Genomic DNA, 22,914 nt, shown 5'->3' with positions numbered 1-22,914 from the left:
CGACGGCATCGGGTGCATAGCGGATCATGTACTGAAAAACCATGACGCGGATGGGGCAAAGCTATTCGTTGGCCGGTGCCTGCAAGCACGCGGGGGCGACCTTTCACCCAAAGGAGAAGGCATGCGTCAACTGACGATCCAAGAGTGCGGCCAGCTCGTTGAGCTTTTGCTGGCCTGCCCCGCGATGCAAGATAGCCACCAGCGCGGGAAGTGTGCTCGCCTTTCTTGAGGCCCACGTGCGCAATGCCATCCCTCGCCACGCCCAGAGCCGGGCCGATGTGCTCAGCATCGTGACGATCTGCAACAACTATCCGGGTGCGCTGAACGAACTGCTTGTCGGTGTGCGCTTTTTTGAGGCGGGTACGGTGGCGATGCAGGCGGTTGCGGAATTTTGGCGAGGCTTTGGGCCGGCAGATAGGCCCACCTTAGAGTGGCGCCATGATCCGCCCTAGCAGCAATGCGAGGAGGCGTGGCAGGATGCGCGTGAAACCCACTCCCGCTGCGAATACCACAAGCGGCGTAAGCAACACTGCCCGCGCTCGCTCTGTACGATCGCCAGGGAGCAGCGCAACCAGCATCACCGCCGCCACGAGATCAAAGATGATCTGGACGAGGTAGCGTGTTGCGACGAAACGCAGGCTGTAGGCCTCCCACAGCAGCAACCCAACTGGGAGCGCCGCACCGAGGGCGCCTAGCCACCCACCTTGCCTCCCCTGCGCTTGCCAGACAAGGATCGCCAGCAGCGGCGCCGCGCTGAGGGCGACTGCCGTCCAGGCAAGCCAGAAGAAGACGGGAAAAACGCCGAAGAGTTGCCACGTAACGACGTAGTAGGCCGCCACCATGGTCACCAAAAAGCCTGAGACACGCAGCGCCGCCTGTCTTGCCGACGGACTCCAGGCGGCGAGCGCAGCAACGATGACAACCCAGAGCCCTAAGAAGGTGCCGAGGTCGTTCAGTCCAAGTTGATTGGCAAGCGCAGACTCGTCCGCGAGCTTTACGAGACAGCCAACCGCAAACCCACTCAATAGCACGGCGAGAAGCGGGCACGGCCCGTGCGGCCCGGTCGTCATGCCTTTTGGTCTGATCATACAAAAACGCTCATTCGGCAAGAGTCTCCCACCCTTTCCCTTAATCTCCTCAGCAGTGCCAGTGCTATCGCCAGAGTAATCGAGCGTACCAGGTGACGCCTGCGCGGAAGCGCGTATTGTGATGCGTAAGGGCCATAGGTGCAGCTACGCCCACGGCTACGCGCTTTGTCGTATGCGCGCCACCGGCAGTGGCGCTATGCTAGTTCCGTGAGCGCCTTTGGGAACGTGATGCAGACGATTTGCGATCACAGCCTTGGCGTTGCGCCGGCTGCACACGGATCACGACGGGGTACGCCTGCCGACGAAGAAGAACCGATGACAGACACGGTGCAAGGCCGCTCCACCGCGATTTCAGAAGGAGGCAGCATGAACCATCCCTTCCATTCACGATCTGGCTTGAACATGGAGGCGTTCATAGCACCGATCTGGCGCGTTAGTCGGCTGGTGCTGATCGGTCTGGGAATCTACCTGACCCTCGCCTTGGCTCTGGTCGCCACGAACCTGCCTACAGCAGCGGCGCAACCAGCCGACCTGGATCTTTCGGCGCTGGAGGGCACCGGCACCACGGCGGTACCGGTGCTCCAATTCTACACCACCCGCGACGGCACGCAACTGGCTTTCCGGCTGTACGAGAGCAACGCCGAGGCCGACACGGTGCTGCTGCTGCTCCATGGCTCGGCGTGGCACAGCCTCCAGTTTGCTCCGCTGGCCGGGGCGATCAGCGAACAAGGACTGGCGCATGTGGTCACGCCGGATCTGCGCGGCCACGGCTTCACCCCGACCCGACGTGGTGACGTGGACTACATTGGCCAGTTCGAGGACGATCTGGCCGACTTGATCGAACGGGCCCAGACACGGTTCCCGGGGGCACGCGTGGTTGTGGGTGGCCACTCGCTGGGCGGCGGACTGGCAGTGCGCTTCGCCGGCGGCCCACACGGCACCCTCGCCGACGGATACGTGCTGCTGGCGCCATTCCTCAAGCACGATGCGCCAACCACGCGGCCCAATGCGGGCGGTTGGGCACGTCCTCTCGTTCGGCGGATCGTCGGGCTGAGCATGCTCAACGCCTTCGGCCTGACTCAATTGAACCACCTGACGGTCATCCAGTTCGCGATGCCTGAAACAGTGCTCGCAGGGCCATTAGGCGCGAGTGTAACCACGGCCTACAGCTACCGGCTGAACACCGCGTATGCGCCGCGCCCCAATTACGGTGCCGACCTGGCCGCGATCCGGCAGCCCCTTCTGGTGATCGCCGGTGACGCCGATGAGACGTTCATCGCTGCACAGTATGAGCCAACGATCACCGCTCATACCGGCACCGGCAGTTACATCGTGCTGCCGGGCGTGACCCACATTGGGCTCCTGACGGATGAGGGTGCCAAGGCAGCGCTAAGGAACTGGCTTGAGGCATTCAACGCGAGCGATCGGCCTTGACGCGTTGCTGTCGGTAGCCGTCTGCGTTGCCTACAGCCGTATGGCAAGAAGCCCCAGCGCAGCAGCAACTCCTCGACGATACTCCTGTAGCGCATCCCTTTACACCCGGATGCTCACGCCGCGCCGCACGCACCTCGCCAGCTATGCCAGGCCGAACTCACGCGCGCGCGCGGCGGCCTGGGTACGGCTTTGCACACCGAGCTTGCCGTGAATGTTCTCGACGTGTTTGCGCACCGTGGCCACCGAAATGATCAGGCAATCGGCGATCTCCCGGTTCGAGCAACCCGCCGCGATCAGGGCCAGCACCTCCTGCTCGCGGACGCTCAGCGGCTCGACCAGTTGCTCATTCGTGGTTACAGGTGGGCTCTGCGGCCCCGTGCATGCCTCCTGCACTGCGGCCAGGTAGTCGGCCCGCAGCCCGAATGCCTGTCCTCCGCCGCGCTGCGCCGCCACCCGCCGTACCAGGTTGCCCATGGCCACACCCTCGTCGGCGAAGACACGCACATAGCCCTCGGCCTGTCCTAGGGCAAGCGCCTCAGCCAGCGTTGCGGACGCGGTGGCATCATCGCCGACGGCTTGGGCGACAAGTGCTCGCAGGGCCAGGATTTCGATCAGCCGCCCGTGGCGAAGGCCCGCACGAGCGCTCTGCTCTAGCCGTGTGAGCAACGTCCGCGCCTGGCGGGTGCGACCTTGAGCGATCCAGACCCGCACCAGGGTTAGTTGCTCAATTTCGCCCTGGTCGGAGTATGATGCAGCGGGTTGCTCCGACGTTGTTATCGCCCAACGTACCGCGTCCTTCACGTTTCCGGCGGCGAGGGCCAGGCGCGCCCGGAACACGGCCACCCGCGCTTCGACCATTGCCGAGTGCCAACGCTCGGCGAGGGCTGCCGCCTCTTGAAGGTGCAGCGCTGCACCGGCCTGGTTGCCCTTTGCGATCTCTACCAGCGCCAGAACCATCAGTCCATCGATGGCGACCCCACTGATCGCACTGCGCCTCGCGATGTCGATTCCTTCGGCGAGCAGCGCTGCCGCGGCCTCCAGATCGTTGCGTTCGCGGGCGACCTTGCCCATGCCGATCAGCGCCATCCCCGCCAGGGGCATGGGTTGTCCAGAGGCATCAACGGTCAAGCGACGCATGCGCGCATATTCGGTGACCATGGCAGCGAGTTGCCCACGTATTTCGGCCAGATTGGCGAGGCTTTCCGCCACATGGAGCAGAAGAAGCTCTTCGCCGCCTTGCTCCGCCAGACGGCGTGCGGCGGTGAAGTGGGCCACCGCCGCTGTGAAATCCCCCATTAGGCGGATCACCGTTCCCTGAAGGAGCTCCAGTGCTCCGCGGGTACGCAGCGCCCCGCTGGGGGCGATGGACAGACCAGCGCGGCACTGCGCCACTGCCTCGTCCAGTTCACCCATGTGGATGGCCTGTTGGGCGCGGAGCGCCGCGAGCTCGGCCCGCAGCCGAGCCTGATCCTCAGCCGAGCGCACCGCGTCACCGTCGGGCTCAGCAGTCAGAGCCGCCGCAAGTGCGTCGATCCAGGTCGGCACCAGATCTTCCTGGCCCGTAATGAAGAGGAGCCAGAGTTGGCCGACTGCGAGCTGCGGCCGGGCCCGGACAAGCGCCTCGGGAAGGGTGGCGAGCCAGCCGCGCAGGGGGGCGATGTCGCCGCTACGCAGCGCCACATCCACGGCTCGCTCGATCCAGCGGGCGGCGAGGAGATGATCGCCGGCGGCGAGCGCATGCTGGATCGCCGCGTCGATCAGCCCTTGCGCGGCGAACCACGCGGCAGCGCGGCAGTGCAGTTCGGGGATGTGGGCCGGGTTGGTCTGGCGCAGGCGATGACGCAGCACATCGCGGAACAGATGGTGGTAGCGGAACCAGTTGCCCTCGTCGTCGAGCGGCACGAGGAACAGGTTACACTCGCGGAGGTAGTCGAGGGTAAAGCGCGAGGTCGGGATCGCAGCGCTTGCGTTGCTCACCACCGCCCCCAGCACGGCATCGCAGAGCGGCGCGCTCATCTGGTCGAGAATGGCGGTACACAGCAGGAAGTGTTGCACGTATTCCGGCTGGCCTGCGAGTACATCGTCCACGAGGTAGGCCAGCACATACGCATGCCGCCCGCTGAAGACAGCAATGCGCGCAATCGGATCGGCGTGGCCGCGCAGCGCCAGGGCAGCGAGTTGCAAACCGGCGGCCCAGCCCTCGACCCGGTCATCGAGCGCGGCCACCTCGGCGGGGCCAAGAGCCAGGCCCATAGCGTCGGTCAGAAACGTGGCCGCCTCTGTGTGGGTGAAGCGCAGGTCGTGGGCGCGTAGTTCACAGAGTTGACCGCGAACCCGCCAGCGGCCGAGCGGCAGGGGCGGGTCGGCGCGGCTGGCGATGAGCAGGTGTACCTGGGGCGGCAGGTGGTCGATCAGCCAGGTCAGGGCGCGGTGGATGGCCGGCGTCTCGATCGTATGGTAGTCGTCGAGCACAATGGCCAGGGGTGCGGGACGGGCTGCGAGGGCATTGAGTAGTGCCGCAAGAATAGCCTCGATAGGCGAGGGCTGCGGCGAGCGCAGCGCGGCGAGCAATGGTGCGACACCGGTGGGATCGAGGCCATGCAGGGCGTGCAACACATATGACCAGAAACGGGCGGGATCATTGTCGGTAGGGTCGAGCCCCAGCCAGACAACCGCATCGGCCTGTTGGTGAGCCCAACTGCTCGCCAGGGTCGTCTTGCCAGAGCCAGCGGGGGCAGTGATGAGGGTCAGGCGGGCATGCTGGGCACTTTCAAGCTGAACCAGCAACCGCGCACGGGCAACGTAGCTATGGGGGACTGCGGGGATGTGGAGCTTGGTTTGGACAATCGTATCAAGCGCCATGCGCGGCGCCCTGTTTCCTTCAGACACGAATAACCTCCGCGTCGCTGTTGCGTCGTTGAGAGGTTGCGATGTAGCCTGGACACATGTATGTTCTCTCAGAATAGCATACCCTGTCAACCTCCATTGCGGGGCGGGCCGGGTGTTTCCGACGGTATGGGGATGACCGCCTCAAGGAATAGCCCGAGGTCGCGGATCGTCGCCAGCGCGCCGTGGAGGGCGGCCTGGTCGAGTAGTGGGCTCGTGAGCAGCGTAGCGTCATCGGCGGTGTGCGCCAGACTGAAGCCATCAAACCAGTCGCCCCAGTCGGGCGGTAGGTGCCCACGTACACGGATACGGTAGCACAGATGGGTGGCTTTTGGTGTAGGGTTGGTCATAGCTGTTCCTTCGTTGGGCGCACCCGATTTGCAAGGTTTGTCCGCCCTCCGCTTTCCCGTTCTCCCGCGCTCCGCTCGCCTGTCAGCGCTCTTCCCCGCGCAAACAGGCGAACAACTGATGATCGTGGAACACGCCGTCGCGGAAGTAGTAGTCGCGCAGGATAGCTTCGCGCTGGAAGCCAAGGCGGCACAGAAGGTTGGCTGAAGGGGCATTCGCCACAGCCACGATCGCCTCAATGCGGTGGAGTTCGAGCGTACCGAAGCCGTGGGCCAGCATCGCCCGCACGGCTTCGCGCATATAGCCGTGCCCCCAGGAAGCCGGGCTGAGGTCGTAGCCAATCTCGGCCCGCCGATGCTGTGGGTTCCAACGGTGGAAGCCGCAGGTGCCCAGCGGCTCACCATCGCTCTTCCGCACGACGATCCAGCGGTTGTAGGGCAGGTCGGGGCGCTCCAGGTAGAAATCGATGATCGCTGCAGCTTGGGCTTCCGTCGTGAAGGGCTCTTCGTCGAGCAGGTAGCGTTGCACCTGCGGATCGAGAAAGTGGCGCACGATGAAGGGCGTATCGGTGCGCGCGATTGGACGCAACACGAGGCGCTTGGTTCTGAGCGTAGGAAAGAGCATTGACTGGATCCTGGTTTATACGGGTTGCGCTTGCCCAGCGGGCTGATTGTTGCGCCGACGCGTTGCTAATGCGACGATGGAATAGAGGTAAGCGAGCACGACAGCTGCCGCAACAGCGGTGATCGGATGCACTGGAAAGAGCCACCAGAGCCCGGTTGCCAGCACTGTCCGCAGCACCGTGTGCACAATCCCCAGCGGGTGCTGAATGATCCACGAAAACACGATCCAATGCAAGCCCAGCCCGATGCCGAGGCTCAACGGCAGCAGCGCAGGATCGCGGCTCAGCAGGGTGAGATGTAATGCCCAGAGCAGGTTGACCATCAGGACGCACAGGCCCATGAGCTTTGCGAGCGGGTTCGTATTGTCCAGCAGACGTTCGCGCAGAAGCGCCGCAAGCGCAAGGCCGAGCGGGAAGATCGCGCCTGAACCGAACAGGAGCAAGAGGGTTGCCGGGCGCTGCGGTAGCAACAGCGCAGCCAACCCGATCACTGCCCAGACGATCGCGCCGGCAAGCGGCAAAGCGAGCGAACGACCGGCCTGAGCATCGAAATCGGCACGGAGGGTCGTGAGCGGATGATCCATGGTCTTCTCCTGCAGGCTAACCTGTTCGTAATGCCGCGAATACGGCTTTCATGCTTAATCGCTGCCCCGCCAGCAGCGTGCCAGCCCGAAAGAGCCGCGCCGCCAACCACAGCGCTAGTCCGGCGCCCAGCGTCAGCGTGATGATGCTCAGGGCGATCTCCCAGGGCGCAATTGTGGTCAGGGGCGCTCGGATCATCATCGTTACCGGCGCGGTAAGCGGGAAGAGGCTCAAGGTTGTTGCCAGGAGGCTATGCGGCGTAGCGACAATCGCGCCCATCATCCAGAGCGGGAGCAAGCAGGGAATGATCAGCACGGCCAATAGCTGCGAACCCTCGCGCATGTTCGTTACGGTTGCGCCGATCGCCGCCAGCAAACTGCCGTACACCAGGAAGCCCAAGCTGTAGTAGACAAGCGCCAGACCGACGAGCCCCCACGAAATGGTTAACCCGGCGGTAGCCGGCGCTGCACCGCTCAGCGTCAGGAACAGGGCGCCGAAGCCGATCCAGACCACCACCTGCACCACGCCGAGCAAGCCCAGTCCGACAACCTTGCCGATAAGCAACTGGGATGGCGGCAAGGCATTGAGGATGATCTCAATCGTGCGGTTTTCTTTCTCCTCGGTCACGCTTTGCAGGAGAAAGCTTGCCGACGAAAAGATCGTTATGTAGAGCAACAGGGCAAGGACGTACGGCAGAGCGAAATCCAGGGAGATGAGCACCCCAGTTTCATCGCCGGATTCGGCGGGCACCTCGGGTGCAACTGGTTCGACAGGAACATACCGCAGCGCAAGCGGCGTTGCAAGGCGTTCGGCCAGTGCCGGCTCGGCCTCAAGCAGACCAGTGCGCACCAGATCCGTCATCGCCGAGCGGCCTTGCGGGCCTGATCCTGACCCGTCAGCAGCGACCCACGTTACCACGCCGCCGTCCAGGTAGTCGGGCGGGAAGTGGTAAAAGCCCACGACCACACCCTCCTGCAACGCACGTTCGGCATCCTCGGTCGTCGCGAAGGCGCGCATGTTGGGTGAGGATGCGTCTGTTGGCAGCACCCCACTCGCATCAACATAGCCGATCAGCGCCGGCGCATCACGTACGCTCGCATCTTCCCTCCCCAACCGGTCGGTAGCGATCGATGGGATCAGGACAATTGCGCCGAGAATCAGCGGCACCATCACAGTGGTGAGCAAAAAGCTGGGCCGGCGCACATGGCGGAAGAACTCATGGACCATCACAAGCAACGTCTTACGCATCAGACTCGCCCTCCAGCGGCGCGAAGTGCGCCGAGTATGTCGCGCAGGTGCAAGCGTTTGCCATAGCGCAGCATTCCCTGGCGAAACAGGCGGGTTGCGCTCCACACGGTAAGGAGCGCCGTCGCCGTGAGCAGCGTCACGCTCAACACCAACTGCCAGACGGGAACCGTGCCAACCGCCAGGCGCAACAGCATCGCGATCGGCGCCGATGGCGGGAAGAGGCTGAGCGTCGTTGCAAACGGGCCGTCAGGATTACTGAAAAACAGCCAGTTGAACATGAGCGGCGCAACCGCCGCAAGGGTAAGGACCCCGGCGAACTGTTGTCCTTCTTGCGCCGTCGTCACAACAGCGCTGATCGCAACCATAATTCCCGCGAAGAGGAGAAAACCGAGCACCAGGAAGAGCATGGCCGGCCCCAGCAGACCCAGCGGCAACGGCACTTCACGCAGCGGCGCAAAGCGGGTTAGCCCGATCACATAAGCCAGCGTTAGCACAGCAAACCAGGCCATGGCTATCGTCAACCCGATCAGACCCAGGCCGAGCGTCTTGCCGCCAATCAATTGCCAGGGCGTCACCGACGTAGTGACGATCTCCATTGTGCGGTTCTCTTTCTCCTCGACCAGCGCCTGAAGCAGATAACTAGCCGCCGAGAAGACCGTCAGCGCAAACAGCAGGCTGCCGAGGATCGCCACAGCAACTGCGTCGATCTGAGCTTCAGGCCGAACGACTTCCCCGGTGAGCGTGCGCGTCTCCAGCGCACCAAGCGGGTCGAGCGCACGATCCACAACTGCATGCGGCGGATCTTCGCGCACCAGCAAGCTGCGGTTCAGCACCGCTTCGAGGCTGCGCCGACCCTCAGGCGAGAGGGTTTCCTTGCCGTACAGCGCCACCTCGCGAAGCAACGGATCATCGGTCGGCAGCACAACATACGCCGCGATCGTTTCAGCGTCCAGAGCGGCCTGCGCCGCATCCGCGTCGGGAAACGCCAGCAGTGGTACGGTCGTGCGCTCAGCTTCGGCAGATGGGATTGCGCCCACCAGGAAACCGGCCTCATCAATATAGCCGATCGCCTCCTCCGAGCGAACCGTATTGGCGAGCACCAGAATCAACACCGCTATACCGCCGATGACGAGGATCGGCAAACCAAGGGTGGCGAGGAGAAAACCTCGCCGGCGCACATGGTGCCAGTACTCGTGGCGGGCGATCCAGATCAATCTGCGCATTACGCGACCCCCTCCATCTGCTCGCCGGAAGCGACGCGCACAAAAATATCGTCCAGGCTCGGTACGGCAACGGCGAAACGTTCCACTGTAAACGCTGGTTGCGCGACCAAGCTGCGCAACGCCTCCTGCGGCGTCACGTACTCCTCCAGGCGCAATAACAGCGTATCGTTACCTGCCGCCGGTTCGATTGCGGCGACACCCGGCAGACAGTCGAGCTGACCGCGCCCTTCAACCACGACGGCATTGGCGGCAAATTGGCGCCGGACGTCGGCAACTGTGCCGTAGAGCACCACTTCGCCGCGGTTGATCATCACCATCCGCTCGGCCAATTCTTCCACTAGGTGCATCTGGTGCGTGGACATGATCACGGTCTTCCCTTGCGCAGCCAGTTCGACCAGGACGGTCTTGATCAAGCGCGTATTCACCGGATCAAGTGCGGCAAACGGCTCATCGACGATCAAGAGATCTGGCTCGTGGACGAGCGCGGCGATAAACTGAGCCTTCTGCTGCATGCCACGGCTCAGGTCGCCGACCTTCTTCCCGGTATGAGCGGCAAGGTCAAAGCGCTCCAGCCAGTGCTGCAGACGCCGGCGCGCTTCGGCGGTACGCAGCCCCTTGAGGCCGGCGAGATAGACCAGACAATCAAGCAGATTAAGGTTGCGATACAGTCCACGCTCCTCAGGCAGATAGCCGATCCGGTCGAAGGTGTGCGCGCCGGGCGGTTCGCCGAACAGGCGAATCTCACCATGGTCGGGCTTGAAGAAGTCGAGCGCCATGCGAATAGTCGTCGTCTTCCCTGCCCCATTGGGGCCAAGCAAGGCGAAGATCTCCCCGGCGTTCACCTGAAAACTGACGTCGCGTACGGCGACGGTCTGGGCAAACGATTTGGCGATCTGGTCAATGACTAAGGGGGTCATACGTTTCCTTCCGAGTTTGTAACTATGCGCGCCCCAGCAGCGCCAGTTCCACCAGCGCAAAGCCGAGATGTGTAGCAGCGTGGGCCAGCATTGCCGCTTCCAGGCTGCGCCGCCAGTAAAGCCATCCGAAGACGATGCCGCCCAGGGCGTTCAGCCCGATTGTGCGGGCAATGAGCAGGGGTGTGAGCACGATCTGGCCGGCCAGCGCCGGCAGGTGCAATGCGCCGAACAGCACCGCGCTGATCAACGCCGCAGCAAGAAACAGGCTCGCCCGCGGCGCATTGCGCCCACCCTGAAGCAGCCGCCAGCCGAGCCAGACGAGTAGGGTCATGACGCCCCAACGCAACAGCAACTCTTCGACGATGCCGCCATAGAGCATGCCGGCGACAAGGCGCGCGAGCAGCGGCGGTTGTGCGGTTTGCAATGACTCCAGACCAGGCATGAACGGCATCAATGCCGCATCGATGGCGGCAATCACCAGCGCCGCGCCCAGCCCCAAGCCGATCGCCAGTGGCGCTTCGCTCCGTAGGCTCTGCGCTGAAGGTTCACCGGCGCCAAAGCGGGCGGCCAGATGGGAGCGTAACCCCACGCGCGGCGCAAGGCGCACACCCACCGCTACGGCGATAAGCAGCAGTAACCCCGGCCCGACGAGCGAGAGTGCCGTAAGTGCCAGCACGCGCACGCGCACGCTGGAGTCGGGCGGCAGAAGGCCGCTTGCAATCATGGCCTCGATCTGCGGCGCCAGGATCAGCGGCAGGCCGAGCAAGCCGGCCAGGCCCAGCGCGGCGAGCGCGAGGAATGGGCGCCAGAAGCGGTTAGATGGCGCATCGGACGGTATGGCGGGGAGGGTCTGTGATCCGCGCATTGGGGCATTCTCCTTGGTGTGCTGCAAGACTGTTTTGCCGTATCGCAGCCCACAGTCTCTCCGCTATCCCTAGCGTACCGGGTTGGCGGCGCGTACGCCTTCAGACTTTCGCGTATGACGGTGCGTATTGGGGGTGGTGAAGCGCCGACCCGGCGGGTTGACGCTCTACCACGGGGCTTTTCTTCACTTTCGACGAACCAGCGCTACACCAAAACCGAGCTTGATCAGGCCGTCGATCACGGCGATGAGCATAAACGGAACGGCGGGCACGAGCAACCCGACCAGTGCATTGATTGTCAGCGGGATCGCCAGTCGGAACATCGGCGGCCCGTGGACTGCGGCGAATGGAATGAAGTGCAATGCCGTCGCCAGCAGTGCACCGAGCCAGATCGTGCGGAAATCGAGCGTCGCGAACGACCTCCCAGCGATCAGCGCCATCAAGACGAACATCAGCACGATGGCGAGCGTACCCATATTCGCCTGAAAGCGCGACTCTGGCCCATCCGAGAAACGCTGCGTCACTGCCGGCATGCCGAAGATCACCGCCATGCCGCCGACATAGCCCAGGCCAAAGATGATCGGGTTGATCAACCATGCGCCGCCCAGCGCCGTACTGACCAGGATCACCGCCCCGATCCAGATCAGCCAGAGGCCACAGAGACGCTGGTTCAAGAACTGGAGCGGTTCACCACGTCGATAGCCTAACCGTGCCGCGAGACGGCTGACGGCAAGCCAGTTCTGCCACATCGTGTTCATACATCCTCCCCGCTTCTACTGCTTCTGTCGGCCTTAGATTAGCTGTTCGTGGTCTGCAAGTGCGCCAGACGAGCGCGCTGATGTCTGCGGGAAGGCCAGGCATACGGCGACCGTCGTGGCGATGACGACGCCCAGCGAGAGCAGTTCAAGTTGTCATCGTTCCCTCCCGTTGCTCAGTGCGCTTGCCCTGCCCCCAGCCTAGCACGGTGCGCTCGCACATGTCATACGCACAAGCGCGTAGCGCGGTACGTAGTACACCCCGGTCTTGCGCACCGGCACGATCCGCGCTTCTGCGTATCGATCTAGCCGGGAATGGGCGGTATGGTGGAGGCAGGCCATCCGGACGAATGCAGGAGCAACGAAATGCAGCAGATCGCAACTCTCGGCTCGCGGCGCTCCGCTCGTGGCTACGCAGGGGTCGCACTGGTCGCATTCCTGCTCAGCCTGTTCAGCCCGCCGATCGTAACAGCGGCCCGCTCCAATCTGGTCGATCCGGCGGATCTGGTGACGTTCTTCGACGAAGTAGTGACTGAACAGCTTGCCCAAGCGCAGATCCCCGGCGCGGCGCTGGCAGTGGTGAAAGACGGCGAGGTGCAGTTTGCGCAGGGCTACGGCTACGCCGATCTGGAGACGCGCCGGCCGGTCGATCCGGCGCAGACGCTCTTCCGCACTGGTTCGGCAGCCAAACCGGTGACCTGGACGGCGCTGATGCAACTCGTCGAACAGGGGCGGATCGATCGCCACGCCGACGTGAACACCTATCTCGACTTCAGCATTCCAGCGACATTTGCGGAGCCAATCACGCCGGCCCACCTGCTGAGCCACACGCCGGGCTTTGAAGATGTCGGCGAGGGGTTGTTCGTGCTGACGCCGGAAGCGACCCTACCACTGCGCGACTACCTGATCACCCGACAGCCGGTGCGTGTCTTCCCACCCGGCCAGGTGCAGGCCTACTCGAACTATGGCACGGCGCTCGCGGCGTATCTGGTCGAGCGCGTCAGCGGCATCCCGTTCGATCAGTACGTCGCGGAACAGATCTTTGCGCCGCTCGGCATGGAGCGCAGTACGCTGGATCAGCCGCCGCCCGCACACTTTGCCGATGATCTCGCCGGGGGCTACGCGCCATACAACGGCGATATCCTGCGCGGCAACTTCGTTTTCGTCGGGCCGTATCCAGCCGGATCGATGAGCACGACCGCCACCGATATGGCGCGATTCATGCTGGCGCACTTGCCCGACAGTCCGACGAGCATCTTGCAGCCGACGACGGTGCAACAGATGCAGCAGCGGCTCTATACACCCGATCCACGCATCGACGGCATAGCCCACGGGTGGATGGAGCGTACGAGCAACGGTCGGCGGGTGCTCTACCATCGCGGCGCGATCGTGCATTTCAGCGCCGGCATGTATCTGCTGCCCGAGGAACGTCTGGGCCTGTATGTGGCCTACAATGCGCCGGGCGGCGCAGCAGCGACGGACGAACTCTGGAACGCCTTTATGGATCGCTATTACCCGACTTCGCCTGCACCCGCCCCAACGCCGTCGGCCGATACCGCCGCGCTCATCAGCGCCTATGCCGGCGAGTATCACCTGGCCCGCGCCGAGGTTAGCGGGGGCGGCAAGGTGTTGCGTCTGCTCGAAGCAGTTCACGTCAGCGCTGGTCCGGCGGGCGAACTGCAGCTCATGGTCGAAGGCGCGACGGAGGCGTACCTCGCTGTTGCGCCGGGGCTGTTCCGCCACAGCGAGCGCGCCGCGTACCTGGCCTTCTTCAGCGGCCCCGATGGGCGTACCTGGTTCAGCCTCGACGGTAACCCAGCCTTCGTCGGCCTCACCGGCACAGCGGCGTTTCGTGCGCCCTGGTACGCCACAACGCCGGTGACGGCGCTGCTGCTGCTCGGCACGATCTTGCTCTGCCTCCTGTCGGGCGTCGGCTGGCTAATTGGCGCCTGGCGGCGCAAACAGGCACAGCCGCTTGCGGCGCGGCTGGCGCGCTGGAACGCCGGTGCCTTCGGCCTTGGGTTACTGGGCTTTGTGGTGACGTTCGTCGGCACATTAACCGACAGCGACCCGGCGAATGTCATGCCGCGCGTCTTCTTCGGCCCCACGCCGCTACTGCAGGTGATGCTGACCATCCCCTGGCTCCTGGCCCTGCTCGGCCTAGGCATGGTGCTCTTCACCGGCATGGCCTGGCGCGGTACAGGGAACGCGGGCAACGCCTACTGGAGCCTGCCGGGACGATTGCACTACACCGGCCTGACCCTGCTGGGGCTGGCGACACTGGCGGTGCTAGGCTACTGGAACCTACTGGCGTTCCCAATGACGTGAGAAGTGAGCGCTCAGCCCGTAGTTCAGCAAACTGACGATCTGGAGGGTCTTCGGATCGCGCTACAGAAATACCGAGGGACGCAATGTATTACCGGGCCATCCGCAACGATATGCTCAAGCGTAAAGCGATTACGCTGACGACCATGCTCTTTATCGCGGCGGCGGCGCTGCTGGTTGCCCTGGCAGCCATCCTGGTCGTGAACCTTGCCGGGGCCATCGACACACTCATGACGCGGGCGAAAACACCGCATTTTATGCAAATGCACACAGGCGAATTGGATACAGCACGTCTGGCAACGTTTGCGGCGCAAAACGACCTCATCGCGGAGTCTCAGGTGCTCGAATTTCTCAACATCGAGGGCGCGCAGTTCAGGTTTGCCGAGCGTTCGCTTGCGGGGAGCGTTCAGGATAACGGCCTCGCGGTACAAAGCAAAACCTTCGACTTCTTGCTCGATCTTGATGGAAACATCATCCAGCCATCCGATGGGGAGATCTATGTTCCCATCAGCTATGTACAAGATGGCAGCGCCAGGATCGGCGACACGGTTGAGGTGGCTGGTACAGCATTTCTGATCGCAGGAGCGCTCCGCGACTCACAGATGCAGCCGCTGCTCGCCTCATCAAAGCGCTTTCTCGTGAGTCCGAGCGACTTTGCGCAACTCAGGGAGCATGGCAGTATCGAATACCTGATTGAGTTCCGGTTACACGATCTCGCCACCCTTGGCGCATTCGAAACCGCGTACACTGCCGCAGCCCTTGATGCCAATGGTCCGACGATCACGTATCCGCTCTTCAGATTACTCAATGGGCTCTCCGATGGATTGATGATCGCGGTGATCCTGCTGGTCAGTGTCCTGGTGCTTGCGATTGCGTTCTTGTGCATTCGCTTCACCTTACTGGCGAAAATCGAGGATGACTACCGCGAAATCGGCGTGATGAAAGCAATTGGCCTGCGAGTGGCCGACATCAAATCGGTGCCATTGCCAACTAGCGCTATGGCTGTCACCACTGACAGAACTCACGGGTTGCGTAGCGCGGAAGAGACTGAGCAATTTATCGACGCTTAGCCCATCGCGAAGATACGAGGTAACAGATGGACACAACCAAATCGGCAATTGAGTCTTATTCAGCGGCTTGATGGTACCTTGCTGGCGCTTAATATCCCTTATTTGGCATTAGTGGCATTAATACCTTTTTTTCAAGCGGTACTGAGCGACTATTCAACCGAACCAATGGCCTATGCGCTTTATGCGGTGGTCATTGGAGCAATCAATGCACTTGATGGTATCGTGTTCTGGCATGCGCATCGGAAAAAGCTCTTGCGTGTTGCCTTGCCCATACCTCATCTCAGGATAGAGAAATGGCGGACTGCGATCTCCGTGCTGCTGTGCTTGCTAAGTATTCCCCTGGCCTATGCCATCGGCGCATGGACGGTGATGTTCTGGATAGCTATACCTTTGGTGGATTTTTATGTGAGCCGGCTCGCTCAGTAAGGGGTGTTGGGTCTGTCACGAAACCGTTGAGGTCTTCCGCGCCATTGCCCGTCATTACGGCCAGCCGTAGACGTGGTGTGCGTGCCAGGCCAGTTGGCGCTGGAAAACATTGCAAGGAGCGCATGATGCAGTTACAGCTTGAGCATGTCAGCAAACAGTATCGGGGCGGTGTTTGGGCGCTGCGCGATTTCAGCTTGCACCTGGGGCCGGGCATCGTGGGATTGCTGGGACCAAATGGCGCGGGCAAATCCACGGTGATGCGCATGATCGCCACCATTACCCAACCCACCAGCGGCGCGATTGCCTGGAACGGGGCCGACATCGCCCGCCAGCCTGACGCTTTGCGCCGGGTGTTGGGCTACCTGCCCCAGGATTTTGGCGTCTATCCGAACCTGAATGCGGTGGAATTTCTCAGCTACCTGGCGGCGGTGAAGGGGCTGGAACGCAAACAGGCGCGCCGCCGCATTGACGAACTGCTGCAACTACTTAATCTGAGCGAGGTCGCCTACCGACCGATTGGCGGCTTTTCCGGCGGGATGCGGCAGCGGGTAGGCATCGCCCAGGCGCTGCTCAACGACCCGCATCTGCTGATTGTGGACGAGCCGACCGTCGGCCTCGATCCCGAGGAACGCGCCCGTTTCCGCAACCTGATCGCCGATTTAGCCGGCGAGCGGATTGTGATGCTCTCGACCCACATTGTCTCCGATGTGGAAGCGACGGCTACGAGCATTGCCTTGATTGCGGGTGGCCGTCTGCTACGCCACGCCCTGCCAGAGGAACTCCTGCAAGCGGTGGCCGGCAAGGTCTGGGGTTGGCTGCTGCCGAGCGACGCGTTGACGGCTGTTCGCCAAACCCACCGCGTCGTCAACATTGTCCGCCGCCCGGATGGCGCTTTGGCCCGCATCGTCAGCGACAGCCCGCCCCACCCCGACGCCGCCGCGCTTCCGCCTAGCCTGGAGGACGCGTATCTCTATTGCGTAGCCCAGCGACCGGAGACAACCGTATGAGCGCTCTTGCCCACCTGGCCCTGGCCGACTTCCGTGAGCGGACGCGCCGCTTTAGTTTTGTGATGATCATCACCCTGGCCGTCCTGCTCGGCTACCAGGTGCTGGACGGCTTCTTCATGTTGCGCTTGGGTGCCTACCGGGGCGTCTACAACGCCGCCTGGATTGGGATGCTGATGGCTGTCACGCTGGCCTTTTTTCTCTCACTGATCGGCTTCTATGTCACGCGGGGCAATGTGACCTTAGACCGGCAGACCGGCGTCGGTCAGATTCTGGCCGCTACGCCGCTGCACAAAGCGGCCTACACCCTGGGCAAATTCGTCAGCAATACGGCCGTCCTGCTGGTCATCGTCGGCGTGTTGGTGTTGGCGTCCGTGGCGATGCTGTTGATTCACGGCGAGGATAAAAGCCTCAACCTGACACACCTGCTCATGCCTTTCCTCCTGTTCGCCGCGCCGGTCGCGTTGCTGGTGGCCGCTTTGGCCGTGTTGTTCGACTGCATCCCCTGGCTGCAGGAAACGGCTGGCAATGTCCTCTACTTCTTCCTCTGGCTGTTTACCCTACCCTTGCTGGGCGGTCAGGTCATCGGCTTTACGGCCATTGAGCGCGAAATGACGGCCGCGCTCCAAGCGCAGGGGGCGAGTTACAGCGGCGGTATTGTCCTGGGTACGGCAGAGTTGGCCACCTTGCAGACGTTTGTGTGGACGGGGTTTGATTGGCGGGCCGTCGCCGGACCACGCCTGTTGGTAGGCGTTGGAGCTCTGTTGTTGGCAGCCATCGCGGCCCTGCCCTTTGACCGCTTTGATCCGTCGCGGGGGCACGCGCCCCGTGCAAAGCAGCGCGCGAGAAGCCGACTCCCAGCACGCTTGGCGACGCTCTGGCCGGGGTTTGGCCGCACCGCACGCCTGGCTCGGCCAGGTGACGGGCCAGCGCGGGCTGCGCAATTAACGCCAGTTACGACCGCGACGAATCCGTTGGGCCTCTTTGCCCGCGTGGTCGCCACCGAATTGAAATTGCTGCTCAAGGGACGTCCGTTGCTCTGGTACGTCGTCGCCGCTGGCCTGATGTTGGCGAGTTTGCTAGCCGAATTGACCACCGTGCAGCGCTGGCTGCTGCCGATTATCTGGCTCTGGTCGCTACCGCTCTGGTCGGAATTGGGCGTGCGCGAGCGCAAATATGGGGTGGAACAACTGCTCTTTAGCGCCCCTGCCCCGCTCTGGCGGCAGCTGCCTGCTGCCTGGACGGCCGGGATGGTGCTCTACGTGATCCTGGGCGGCGGGGTACTGCGCCGGTTCCTAGCGGAACCGGCGTTACTGCCCGGCTTTTGGGCTGGGGCGTGGTTTATTCCGGCACTGGCCTTGGGGTTAGGCGCGGTAGGAAGATCGGAACGGCCGTTGCAAATCCTGCTGCTCAGCTTCTGGTACCTCGGCCCGCTGAACGGGCTGGCCGCCTTCGACATCACCGGCGCGACACCGGCAGCATTGGCGTTGGGAATACCCTGGTATTATCTGGCCGCCAGTATGCCGCTGGTAGGGTTGGCTTTACTGGCCCGGTGGCAACACATGAGGTCATCATGAAAGCACAAATAGCTGCTGCCGAGCATCAGCGGTGTTCGGCCCGTGCGGTAGGGGCCGACTCAGACCTGCCGGGAGCACCACCGACCGAGCCAGACGGCACCGAGGATGCGTTATCGGTGGCGTTTTTGCCCACCGTGCCCGATGAGGCGGCACAGCAACGTTTGCTGGCGCTCCAGACCGTGCTCGACGATCTTCACGTCTCCGGGCGTGAGGTGTACTGGCGCTGTCACACGAAGGTCAGTGCTTCGACCTTCTCGGGTGCGCGCCTGGAGCAGGCTCTTGGGATGCCAGCGACAGTGGATGGGGCGGCAGGTATTGCGACCGAGAGGATGCTCGGTTGTCAAGGGGCGAGTCTTTGCATCTCAATGAGGAGAACGCACGTAATGGCGAACTTTCCCCACGTTCGGATTGGCGATGACTTCGTCGCATCCTGATCACACGCGTGCCCCTAAGCCTCCCTTCAGCCGGGTGGCAAACCACTCCAGCGCGATCCCAATCCCACCAGGCGATCGCGAGCAACCGCGCCGCGATCGCCTCGGGAAGACGTCGCCGGATGGGACGAGCCGGGACGCCTCCCACAATCATGTACGCCTCGACATCGCGGCTCACCACCGCACCTGCGCCAATCACGGCCCCGATGCCAACCGTAACCCCCGGCAAAATGATCGCGCCGTGGCCGATCCAGACATCGTGGCCAACCAGGCAGTGGTGCGCCCGCCGCCAGGCGAAGAAGTCGGTATAATCGCGCTCGGCAAAGCCGTACTGGGCACGCCGGTAGGTCAGATGATGCTGAGTCACCCGCTCGACCGGGTGGTTGCCAGGATTGATCCGCACATGCGAGGCGATCGAGCAGAAGCGCCCAATCGTAGCATAGATAATCTGGTTGTCGCCCGCACAGTAGCTATAGTCGCCAAATTCGCTCTCGACCAGTTCGCTCTCTGGCCCAATTTCAGTCCAACTGCCGAGACGACATGCCTGTATGCGTGCGCTCGGGTGGATGCTCGGGCGCTCACTCAGGTGTGGTTCAACCAGCGCCGTCGATGGTACTCACATCACCGCCAACGCCGCTGGGCGTCGACCTCACGCACGACGCAGGATGACCTGGCCCGTTTTCGAGGGATGTCGGGGGTTACGAAGAGCAACCGCACGTCCAAGATCTGGTCAAGCATGCTGCGTGGGTAGGATGAAACGAACAACCGTGCCCTGACCCAACCCAGCACTCTCCACCCAGATTGTGCCGCCATGGGCCTCGATCAGTGCCTTGCTGATGGTCAGGCCGATCCCGCTGCCGCCAGTCGTACGCGCACGCGCTTTGTCAACCCGGTAGAAGCGCTCAAAGAGATGGGGCACGTGCTCGGCAGCAATTCCGCTGCCGGTGTCCTGAATTTGAAAGCGCATGGCGTACGGCTCAGGAATGACGCTGATGGTGACGATCCCGCCGGGCGGCGTGTGCTGCAGGGCATTGCCCAATAGATTGATCAGCACCTGTGTGATGCGATCCGGGTCGACCAGGATCGCTGGGGCGGATGCCGACAGTTCCTGCCGTAGAATGACGCCCTTCTCGGCAAACTGCGGTGCGAGCCGGGCGAGGACACGCTCGACCAAGGCTGCCGGTGGGATCAAGGTGGGGTGAAGCGGCAGTTGCCGCGCCTCCGCACGCGAGAGCTCCTGGAGGTCGGTCACTAGGCGCCGCAGCCGACCAGCCTCATCCAGAATCAGCGCCCAGGTCGCATCATTGGTTGCAACCACCCCATCGATCGCACCTTCGGCATAGCCTTCGATCGTTGCCAGGGGCGTGCGCAACTCGTGGGCTACATCGCCGATCAGCGCAACACGCCGTCGTTCGGCTGACTCAAGGGCGTCAGCCATGGTGTTGAACTGGCTGGCAAGCGCGGCCAGTTCATCATTGCCGGCGGCGGGCACCCGCTCGCTGTAGTGCCCCATGGCGATGCGGCGGCTGGCGTCGAGCAGACGCTGGATCGGCCATACAATCCGCCGTGAGAGGAGCAGGCTGACCACCACGGCCACAAGGCTGGCCGCGCCGCTGCTGATCAACAGCGCCTGTATCATGGCCGCTTCAAAGACATCGTTCGTCGCCCGCTCCATTGCGTCCATGGCAGGGTCAGCCGCGAGCGCTAGCTCCGGGCCGAGCATGGCAATCATCAGTCGGTCGTGCAGGGTGTGCGCGGTGAGCAATGTCACTGCCAGGAGGGTCGCCGTGCCGGCGACGATCACCAGCAGGTGGGCGAGGAAGAGCCGGGTATACAGGCTCCCCCGATGTGTGGTGGGGATCATCGTCGATCTCCAAACCGATAGCCCACGCCACGGACGGTACTGATAAAGCGGGGCTGCGTGGAGTCTTCGCCGAGTTTCTTGCGCAGGTTGGCGATATGGACATCGACGACATGATCGTCGCCGAAGTAATCGGTGCCCCAGACCCGGTCGAGCAGTTGCGTGCGGGTGAAGGTGCGCCCCGGCGCTGACGCCAGGACCGTGAGCAGTTCGTATTCCAGGTTCGTCAGTCCGAGCGGCACATCCTCGAGTATGACTTCATGGCGGGCAAGATCGATGATCAGGGTGCCAAGTCGTACTTCATCGTCAACAATCAGGATCGTTCGCGCAGTCGCCGTCACGTCACGTTACCTCATCAATCGAAACAGCTGCGAGCATCATACAGGTATGATACTATAGCAACCCTAACTCATTTGTGAAGGTGCTGTATGCTTGCTCGCGGCTACGCCGCGAGCAAGCATACAACCGCTTTTGCAAACCCGTTAGGGTTGCTATATGCTATTGCGTGATGCTGTACCATTCCTGCAACCATTGGCGCATCTGGGCGATTTCGGCTTCCTGCGCCGTGATGATCGCCTGAGCGAGGTTCTTGATCTCTTGGCGTTCCGCGTTCTGCAAGGCGTCTTCGGCCATCAAGATCGCGCCTTCGTGATGCGGGATCATCGCTTCAATAAACCGCTGGTCGAAAGGCGTACTTCCTGCGGCAACCGTCATTGGCCCCATGTCCATCTGCATGCCACTGGTTGGTGCCAGATCGGGATACCAGGCGGATCGCCAGTCGCGCATCTGCGTGATCTCGGTTTGCTGTGCGCTGACAATTGCCTCGGCCAATTGCCGAATTTCCGGGCGTTCGGACGATTCAAGCGCCTGTTGCGCCATAACAATTGCACCCTCGTGATGGACAATCATGCTATCGATGAAAAGCGCATCATAGGGCGTATCGCCGGTGTTCTGCATCGTGGCGTGATCCATTCCGGCCATATCCGGCGTGCCGGTGGCGGAAGGCGCGATGGTCGACGGGGCCGCACCGCACGCGACGGTCAGCACCGCTGCAACGAGAAGTATCCATGAGACCAAGAGTGTTTTGAGGCGCATCGAAGTTCATCCTTTGCTTGAAAAAGACAGTCTAAAGCGCAGTATACATACACTAGCTCAAGATGACGTATGGTCATGTTCAAGATGAGGTCAAGAACGTATCGATGAGCAACCCACAGGGCCAGCACCGTCCGGCCCTGTGGGTTGCACTGAAAAGCGTTGGCTCCCCGCTACGCCGTCGCCTCTAGCGCGAGCAGGCTCCCCGCGGCGTTGAGCGCCGGCGATGCGCTGAGCTTCTTTGTCCTCCCGTTGTTTGAACCGGGTGAGGTGGCTGGTCAAGCCACGCTTGCGCTCCAAAGCCCCTGCCCCCCTTGGCTCAGCGCCCCGGGCCGCGCACATACCCACTGAGCAATGAGCAAGCAGGTCGCACAGCATCACATCTATCCCAACCTGTTCTGCGGAGCGACCGCACGCACCCCGAACGCGAGGTGGGGCTCCGATATCACGTCGCTTCGTCTCCGGAGCAACTAGCTCTCCGTGGTCGCGATCCTGGATTGGTACGCGCGCTTCGTGATAGTTGAGCCTTGGATGAGACTCTGGAAGGATCCTTCGTGCTCAAGGCCGTGGGGGGATGGGCGAGGGCACGGCGGCGCCGTGTCACTACTATGAACGACGGGCAAAAAAACGATGCACCATTTCGGTGTGCAAGGGAAAAGCCAGTTCGACCGGATTGGTGATGATCAGGCGGGCTTCGGCTTCGCGATTGCTCCGGAAGGGTGATAGATCGCTATTGTGGAGTTGAGGCCCCAGGCCAAAGACGAGGAGATACCCGTCTGGGGTACTGCGGGTACCAAAGTCAGTAATCTGTTCCGGCGCAATCGTAATGCCAGCCTCTTCGCGAAGTTCGCGGGCCGCTGCATTTTGCCAACTCTCGCCCATCTCGATAAAGCCACCTGGCAAGGCAAGTTGCCCTTGCCGAGGTGCTGCCGCACGGCGAATGACCAGAATGCCATCATCAACGGGCTGCAGGATCAAGACTACCGGCAGTGGATTACGATAGGTCGTGCTGCTACAGTGTGCACAGACACGTGGCCAGCGCTGACCGTCAAGGAAGGGGCGTCCGCAAAATGAGCAATAGCTATGCTGGCGATACATATGTCAGGCTCCGATAGCACAGATGGTAGCATATCAATGCATTATACGCGAAGTTGGCTTCGAC

22 protein-coding genes and 1 pseudogene are annotated in these 22,914 nt (G+C 62.5%); 8 read left to right on the top strand and 15 right to left on the bottom strand.

Going from position 1 to position 22,914, the window contains the following annotated elements; translation table 11 throughout:
• The first annotated feature begins 212 nt into the window (after window positions 1-212).
• Window positions 213-452 (top strand): effector-associated domain 2-containing protein, encoded by a 240-nt coding sequence (locus tag A9Q02_RS04670; RefSeq protein WP_097651197.1) that lies wholly within the window; start codon window positions 213-215, stop codon window positions 450-452.
• On the opposite strand, the gene A9Q02_RS04665 is transcribed toward A9Q02_RS04670, so the two are convergent.
• Complete coding sequence (locus A9Q02_RS04665; RefSeq protein WP_141508705.1) at window positions 426-1,088, bottom strand: DUF6518 family protein; 663 nt, start codon at window positions 1,086-1,088, stop codon at window positions 426-428. The two genes, A9Q02_RS04670 and A9Q02_RS04665, sit on opposite strands and share 27 nt — an antisense overlap.
• Before the next feature lie 138 nt (window positions 1,089-1,226).
• Between A9Q02_RS04665 and A9Q02_RS24580 the strand changes: the two genes are divergently transcribed.
• Window positions 1,227-2,522, top strand: coding sequence for an alpha/beta hydrolase (locus A9Q02_RS24580; RefSeq protein WP_216361444.1), 1,296 nt, complete (start codon window positions 1,227-1,229; stop codon window positions 2,520-2,522).
• Window positions 2,523-2,663: 141 nt separating this feature from the next.
• Here A9Q02_RS24580 and A9Q02_RS04655 read toward each other — a convergent pair whose 3' ends face one another.
• The 9 genes from A9Q02_RS04655 to A9Q02_RS04615 all read right to left on the bottom strand — a co-directional run bounded on the left by A9Q02_RS04655 (window position 2,664) and on the right by A9Q02_RS04615 (window position 11,969).
• Complete coding sequence (locus A9Q02_RS04655; RefSeq protein WP_097651195.1) at window positions 2,664-5,384, bottom strand: winged helix-turn-helix domain-containing protein; 2,721 nt, start codon at window positions 5,382-5,384, stop codon at window positions 2,664-2,666.
• A 113-nt stretch (window positions 5,385-5,497) separates the two neighbouring features.
• Window positions 5,498-5,758, bottom strand: coding sequence for a hypothetical protein (locus A9Q02_RS04650; RefSeq protein WP_097651194.1), 261 nt, complete (start codon window positions 5,756-5,758; stop codon window positions 5,498-5,500).
• Window positions 5,759-5,840: 82 nt separating this feature from the next.
• On the bottom strand, window positions 5,841-6,380 hold the full coding sequence (locus A9Q02_RS04645; protein WP_097651193.1) for a GNAT family N-acetyltransferase: 540 nt from the start codon (window positions 6,378-6,380) through the stop codon (window positions 5,841-5,843).
• 15 nt (window positions 6,381-6,395) lie between these two features.
• Window positions 6,396-6,962 (bottom strand): DUF7010 family protein, encoded by a 567-nt coding sequence (locus A9Q02_RS04640; protein ID WP_097651192.1) that lies wholly within the window; start codon window positions 6,960-6,962, stop codon window positions 6,396-6,398.
• Between the two features lie 16 nt (window positions 6,963-6,978).
• A complete protein-coding gene (locus A9Q02_RS04635; RefSeq protein ID WP_097651191.1) occupies window positions 6,979-8,208 on the bottom strand; it encodes an ABC transporter permease in 1,230 nt (409 codons plus the stop codon).
• Window positions 8,208-9,431, bottom strand: coding sequence for an ABC transporter permease (locus A9Q02_RS04630; protein ID WP_097651190.1), 1,224 nt, complete (start codon window positions 9,429-9,431; stop codon window positions 8,208-8,210). Before A9Q02_RS04630 ends, A9Q02_RS04635 begins: the two co-directional genes overlap by 1 nt.
• Window positions 9,431-10,348, bottom strand: coding sequence for an ABC transporter ATP-binding protein (locus A9Q02_RS04625; protein WP_097651189.1), 918 nt, complete (start codon window positions 10,346-10,348; stop codon window positions 9,431-9,433). Before A9Q02_RS04625 ends, A9Q02_RS04630 begins: the two co-directional genes overlap by 1 nt.
• A gap of 22 nt (window positions 10,349-10,370) precedes the next feature.
• Complete coding sequence (locus tag A9Q02_RS04620) at window positions 10,371-11,213, bottom strand: CPBP family intramembrane glutamic endopeptidase (protein WP_097651188.1); 843 nt, start codon at window positions 11,211-11,213, stop codon at window positions 10,371-10,373.
• Between the two features lie 183 nt (window positions 11,214-11,396).
• Window positions 11,397-11,969: a DUF6609 family protein gene (locus A9Q02_RS04615; RefSeq protein WP_141508702.1), complete on the bottom strand. Its 573-nt coding sequence runs from the start codon at window positions 11,967-11,969 to the stop codon at window positions 11,397-11,399.
• 363 nt (window positions 11,970-12,332) lie between these two features.
• Between A9Q02_RS04615 and A9Q02_RS04610 the strand changes: the two genes are divergently transcribed.
• The 6 genes from A9Q02_RS04610 (at window position 12,333) to A9Q02_RS24805 (ending at window position 18,802) form a co-directional block, all read left to right on the top strand.
• On the top strand, window positions 12,333-14,294 hold the full coding sequence (locus A9Q02_RS04610) for a serine hydrolase domain-containing protein (protein WP_172450633.1): 1,962 nt from the start codon (window positions 12,333-12,335) through the stop codon (window positions 14,292-14,294).
• An 83-nt stretch (window positions 14,295-14,377) separates the two neighbouring features.
• Window positions 14,378-15,361, top strand: a complete 984-nt coding sequence (locus A9Q02_RS04605; RefSeq protein ID WP_216361443.1) for an FtsX-like permease family protein — start codon at window positions 14,378-14,380, stop codon at window positions 15,359-15,361.
• A gap of 48 nt (window positions 15,362-15,409) precedes the next feature.
• Window positions 15,410-15,787 carry a hypothetical protein gene (locus A9Q02_RS04600; RefSeq protein ID WP_097651185.1) on the top strand — a complete coding sequence of 126 codons (378 nt, stop codon included), beginning with the start codon at window positions 15,410-15,412 and terminating at the stop codon, window positions 15,785-15,787.
• Between the two features lie 122 nt (window positions 15,788-15,909).
• Window positions 15,910-16,794, top strand: a complete 885-nt coding sequence (locus tag A9Q02_RS04595) for an ABC transporter ATP-binding protein (protein ID WP_216361442.1) — start codon at window positions 15,910-15,912, stop codon at window positions 16,792-16,794.
• A complete protein-coding gene (locus A9Q02_RS04590; RefSeq protein WP_097651183.1) occupies window positions 16,791-18,368 on the top strand; it encodes a hypothetical protein in 1,578 nt (525 codons plus the stop codon). The genes A9Q02_RS04595 and A9Q02_RS04590 overlap by 4 nt, the downstream gene beginning before the upstream one ends.
• Window positions 18,365-18,802, top strand: coding sequence for a hypothetical protein (locus tag A9Q02_RS24805; RefSeq protein ID WP_245860348.1), 438 nt, complete (start codon window positions 18,365-18,367; stop codon window positions 18,800-18,802). Before A9Q02_RS04590 ends, A9Q02_RS24805 begins: the two co-directional genes overlap by 4 nt.
• 109 nt (window positions 18,803-18,911) lie before the next feature.
• Here A9Q02_RS24805 and A9Q02_RS04585 read toward each other — a convergent pair.
• The 5 genes and pseudogenes from A9Q02_RS04585 to A9Q02_RS04565 all read right to left on the bottom strand — a co-directional run.
• Window positions 18,912-19,349: pseudogene (locus A9Q02_RS04585) on the bottom strand (LbetaH domain-containing protein); the annotation flags it as partial.
• Window positions 19,350-19,529: 180 nt separating this feature from the next.
• Window positions 19,530-20,663: a sensor histidine kinase gene (locus A9Q02_RS04580; protein WP_097651181.1), complete on the bottom strand. Its 1,134-nt coding sequence runs from the start codon at window positions 20,661-20,663 to the stop codon at window positions 19,530-19,532.
• Window positions 20,660-21,001, bottom strand: a complete 342-nt coding sequence (locus tag A9Q02_RS04575) for a winged helix-turn-helix domain-containing protein (RefSeq protein ID WP_097651180.1) — start codon at window positions 20,999-21,001, stop codon at window positions 20,660-20,662. Before A9Q02_RS04575 ends, A9Q02_RS04580 begins: the two co-directional genes overlap by 4 nt.
• Before the next feature lie 157 nt (window positions 21,002-21,158).
• Window positions 21,159-21,755, bottom strand: coding sequence for a DUF305 domain-containing protein (locus tag A9Q02_RS04570; RefSeq protein WP_097651179.1), 597 nt, complete (start codon window positions 21,753-21,755; stop codon window positions 21,159-21,161).
• 603 nt (window positions 21,756-22,358) lie between these two features.
• Window positions 22,359-22,850, bottom strand: coding sequence for an NUDIX domain-containing protein (locus tag A9Q02_RS04565; protein ID WP_097651178.1), 492 nt, complete (start codon window positions 22,848-22,850; stop codon window positions 22,359-22,361).
• Window positions 22,851-22,914: the final 64 nt, after the last annotated feature.

The organism is Candidatus Chloroploca asiatica (assembly GCF_002532075.1).
GTDB lineage: Bacteria > Chloroflexota > Chloroflexia > Chloroflexales > Chloroflexaceae > Chloroploca > Chloroploca asiatica.
Note: the sequence above shows the minus strand (reverse complement) of the source record. Positions and strands in the feature narration are given on the sequence as shown.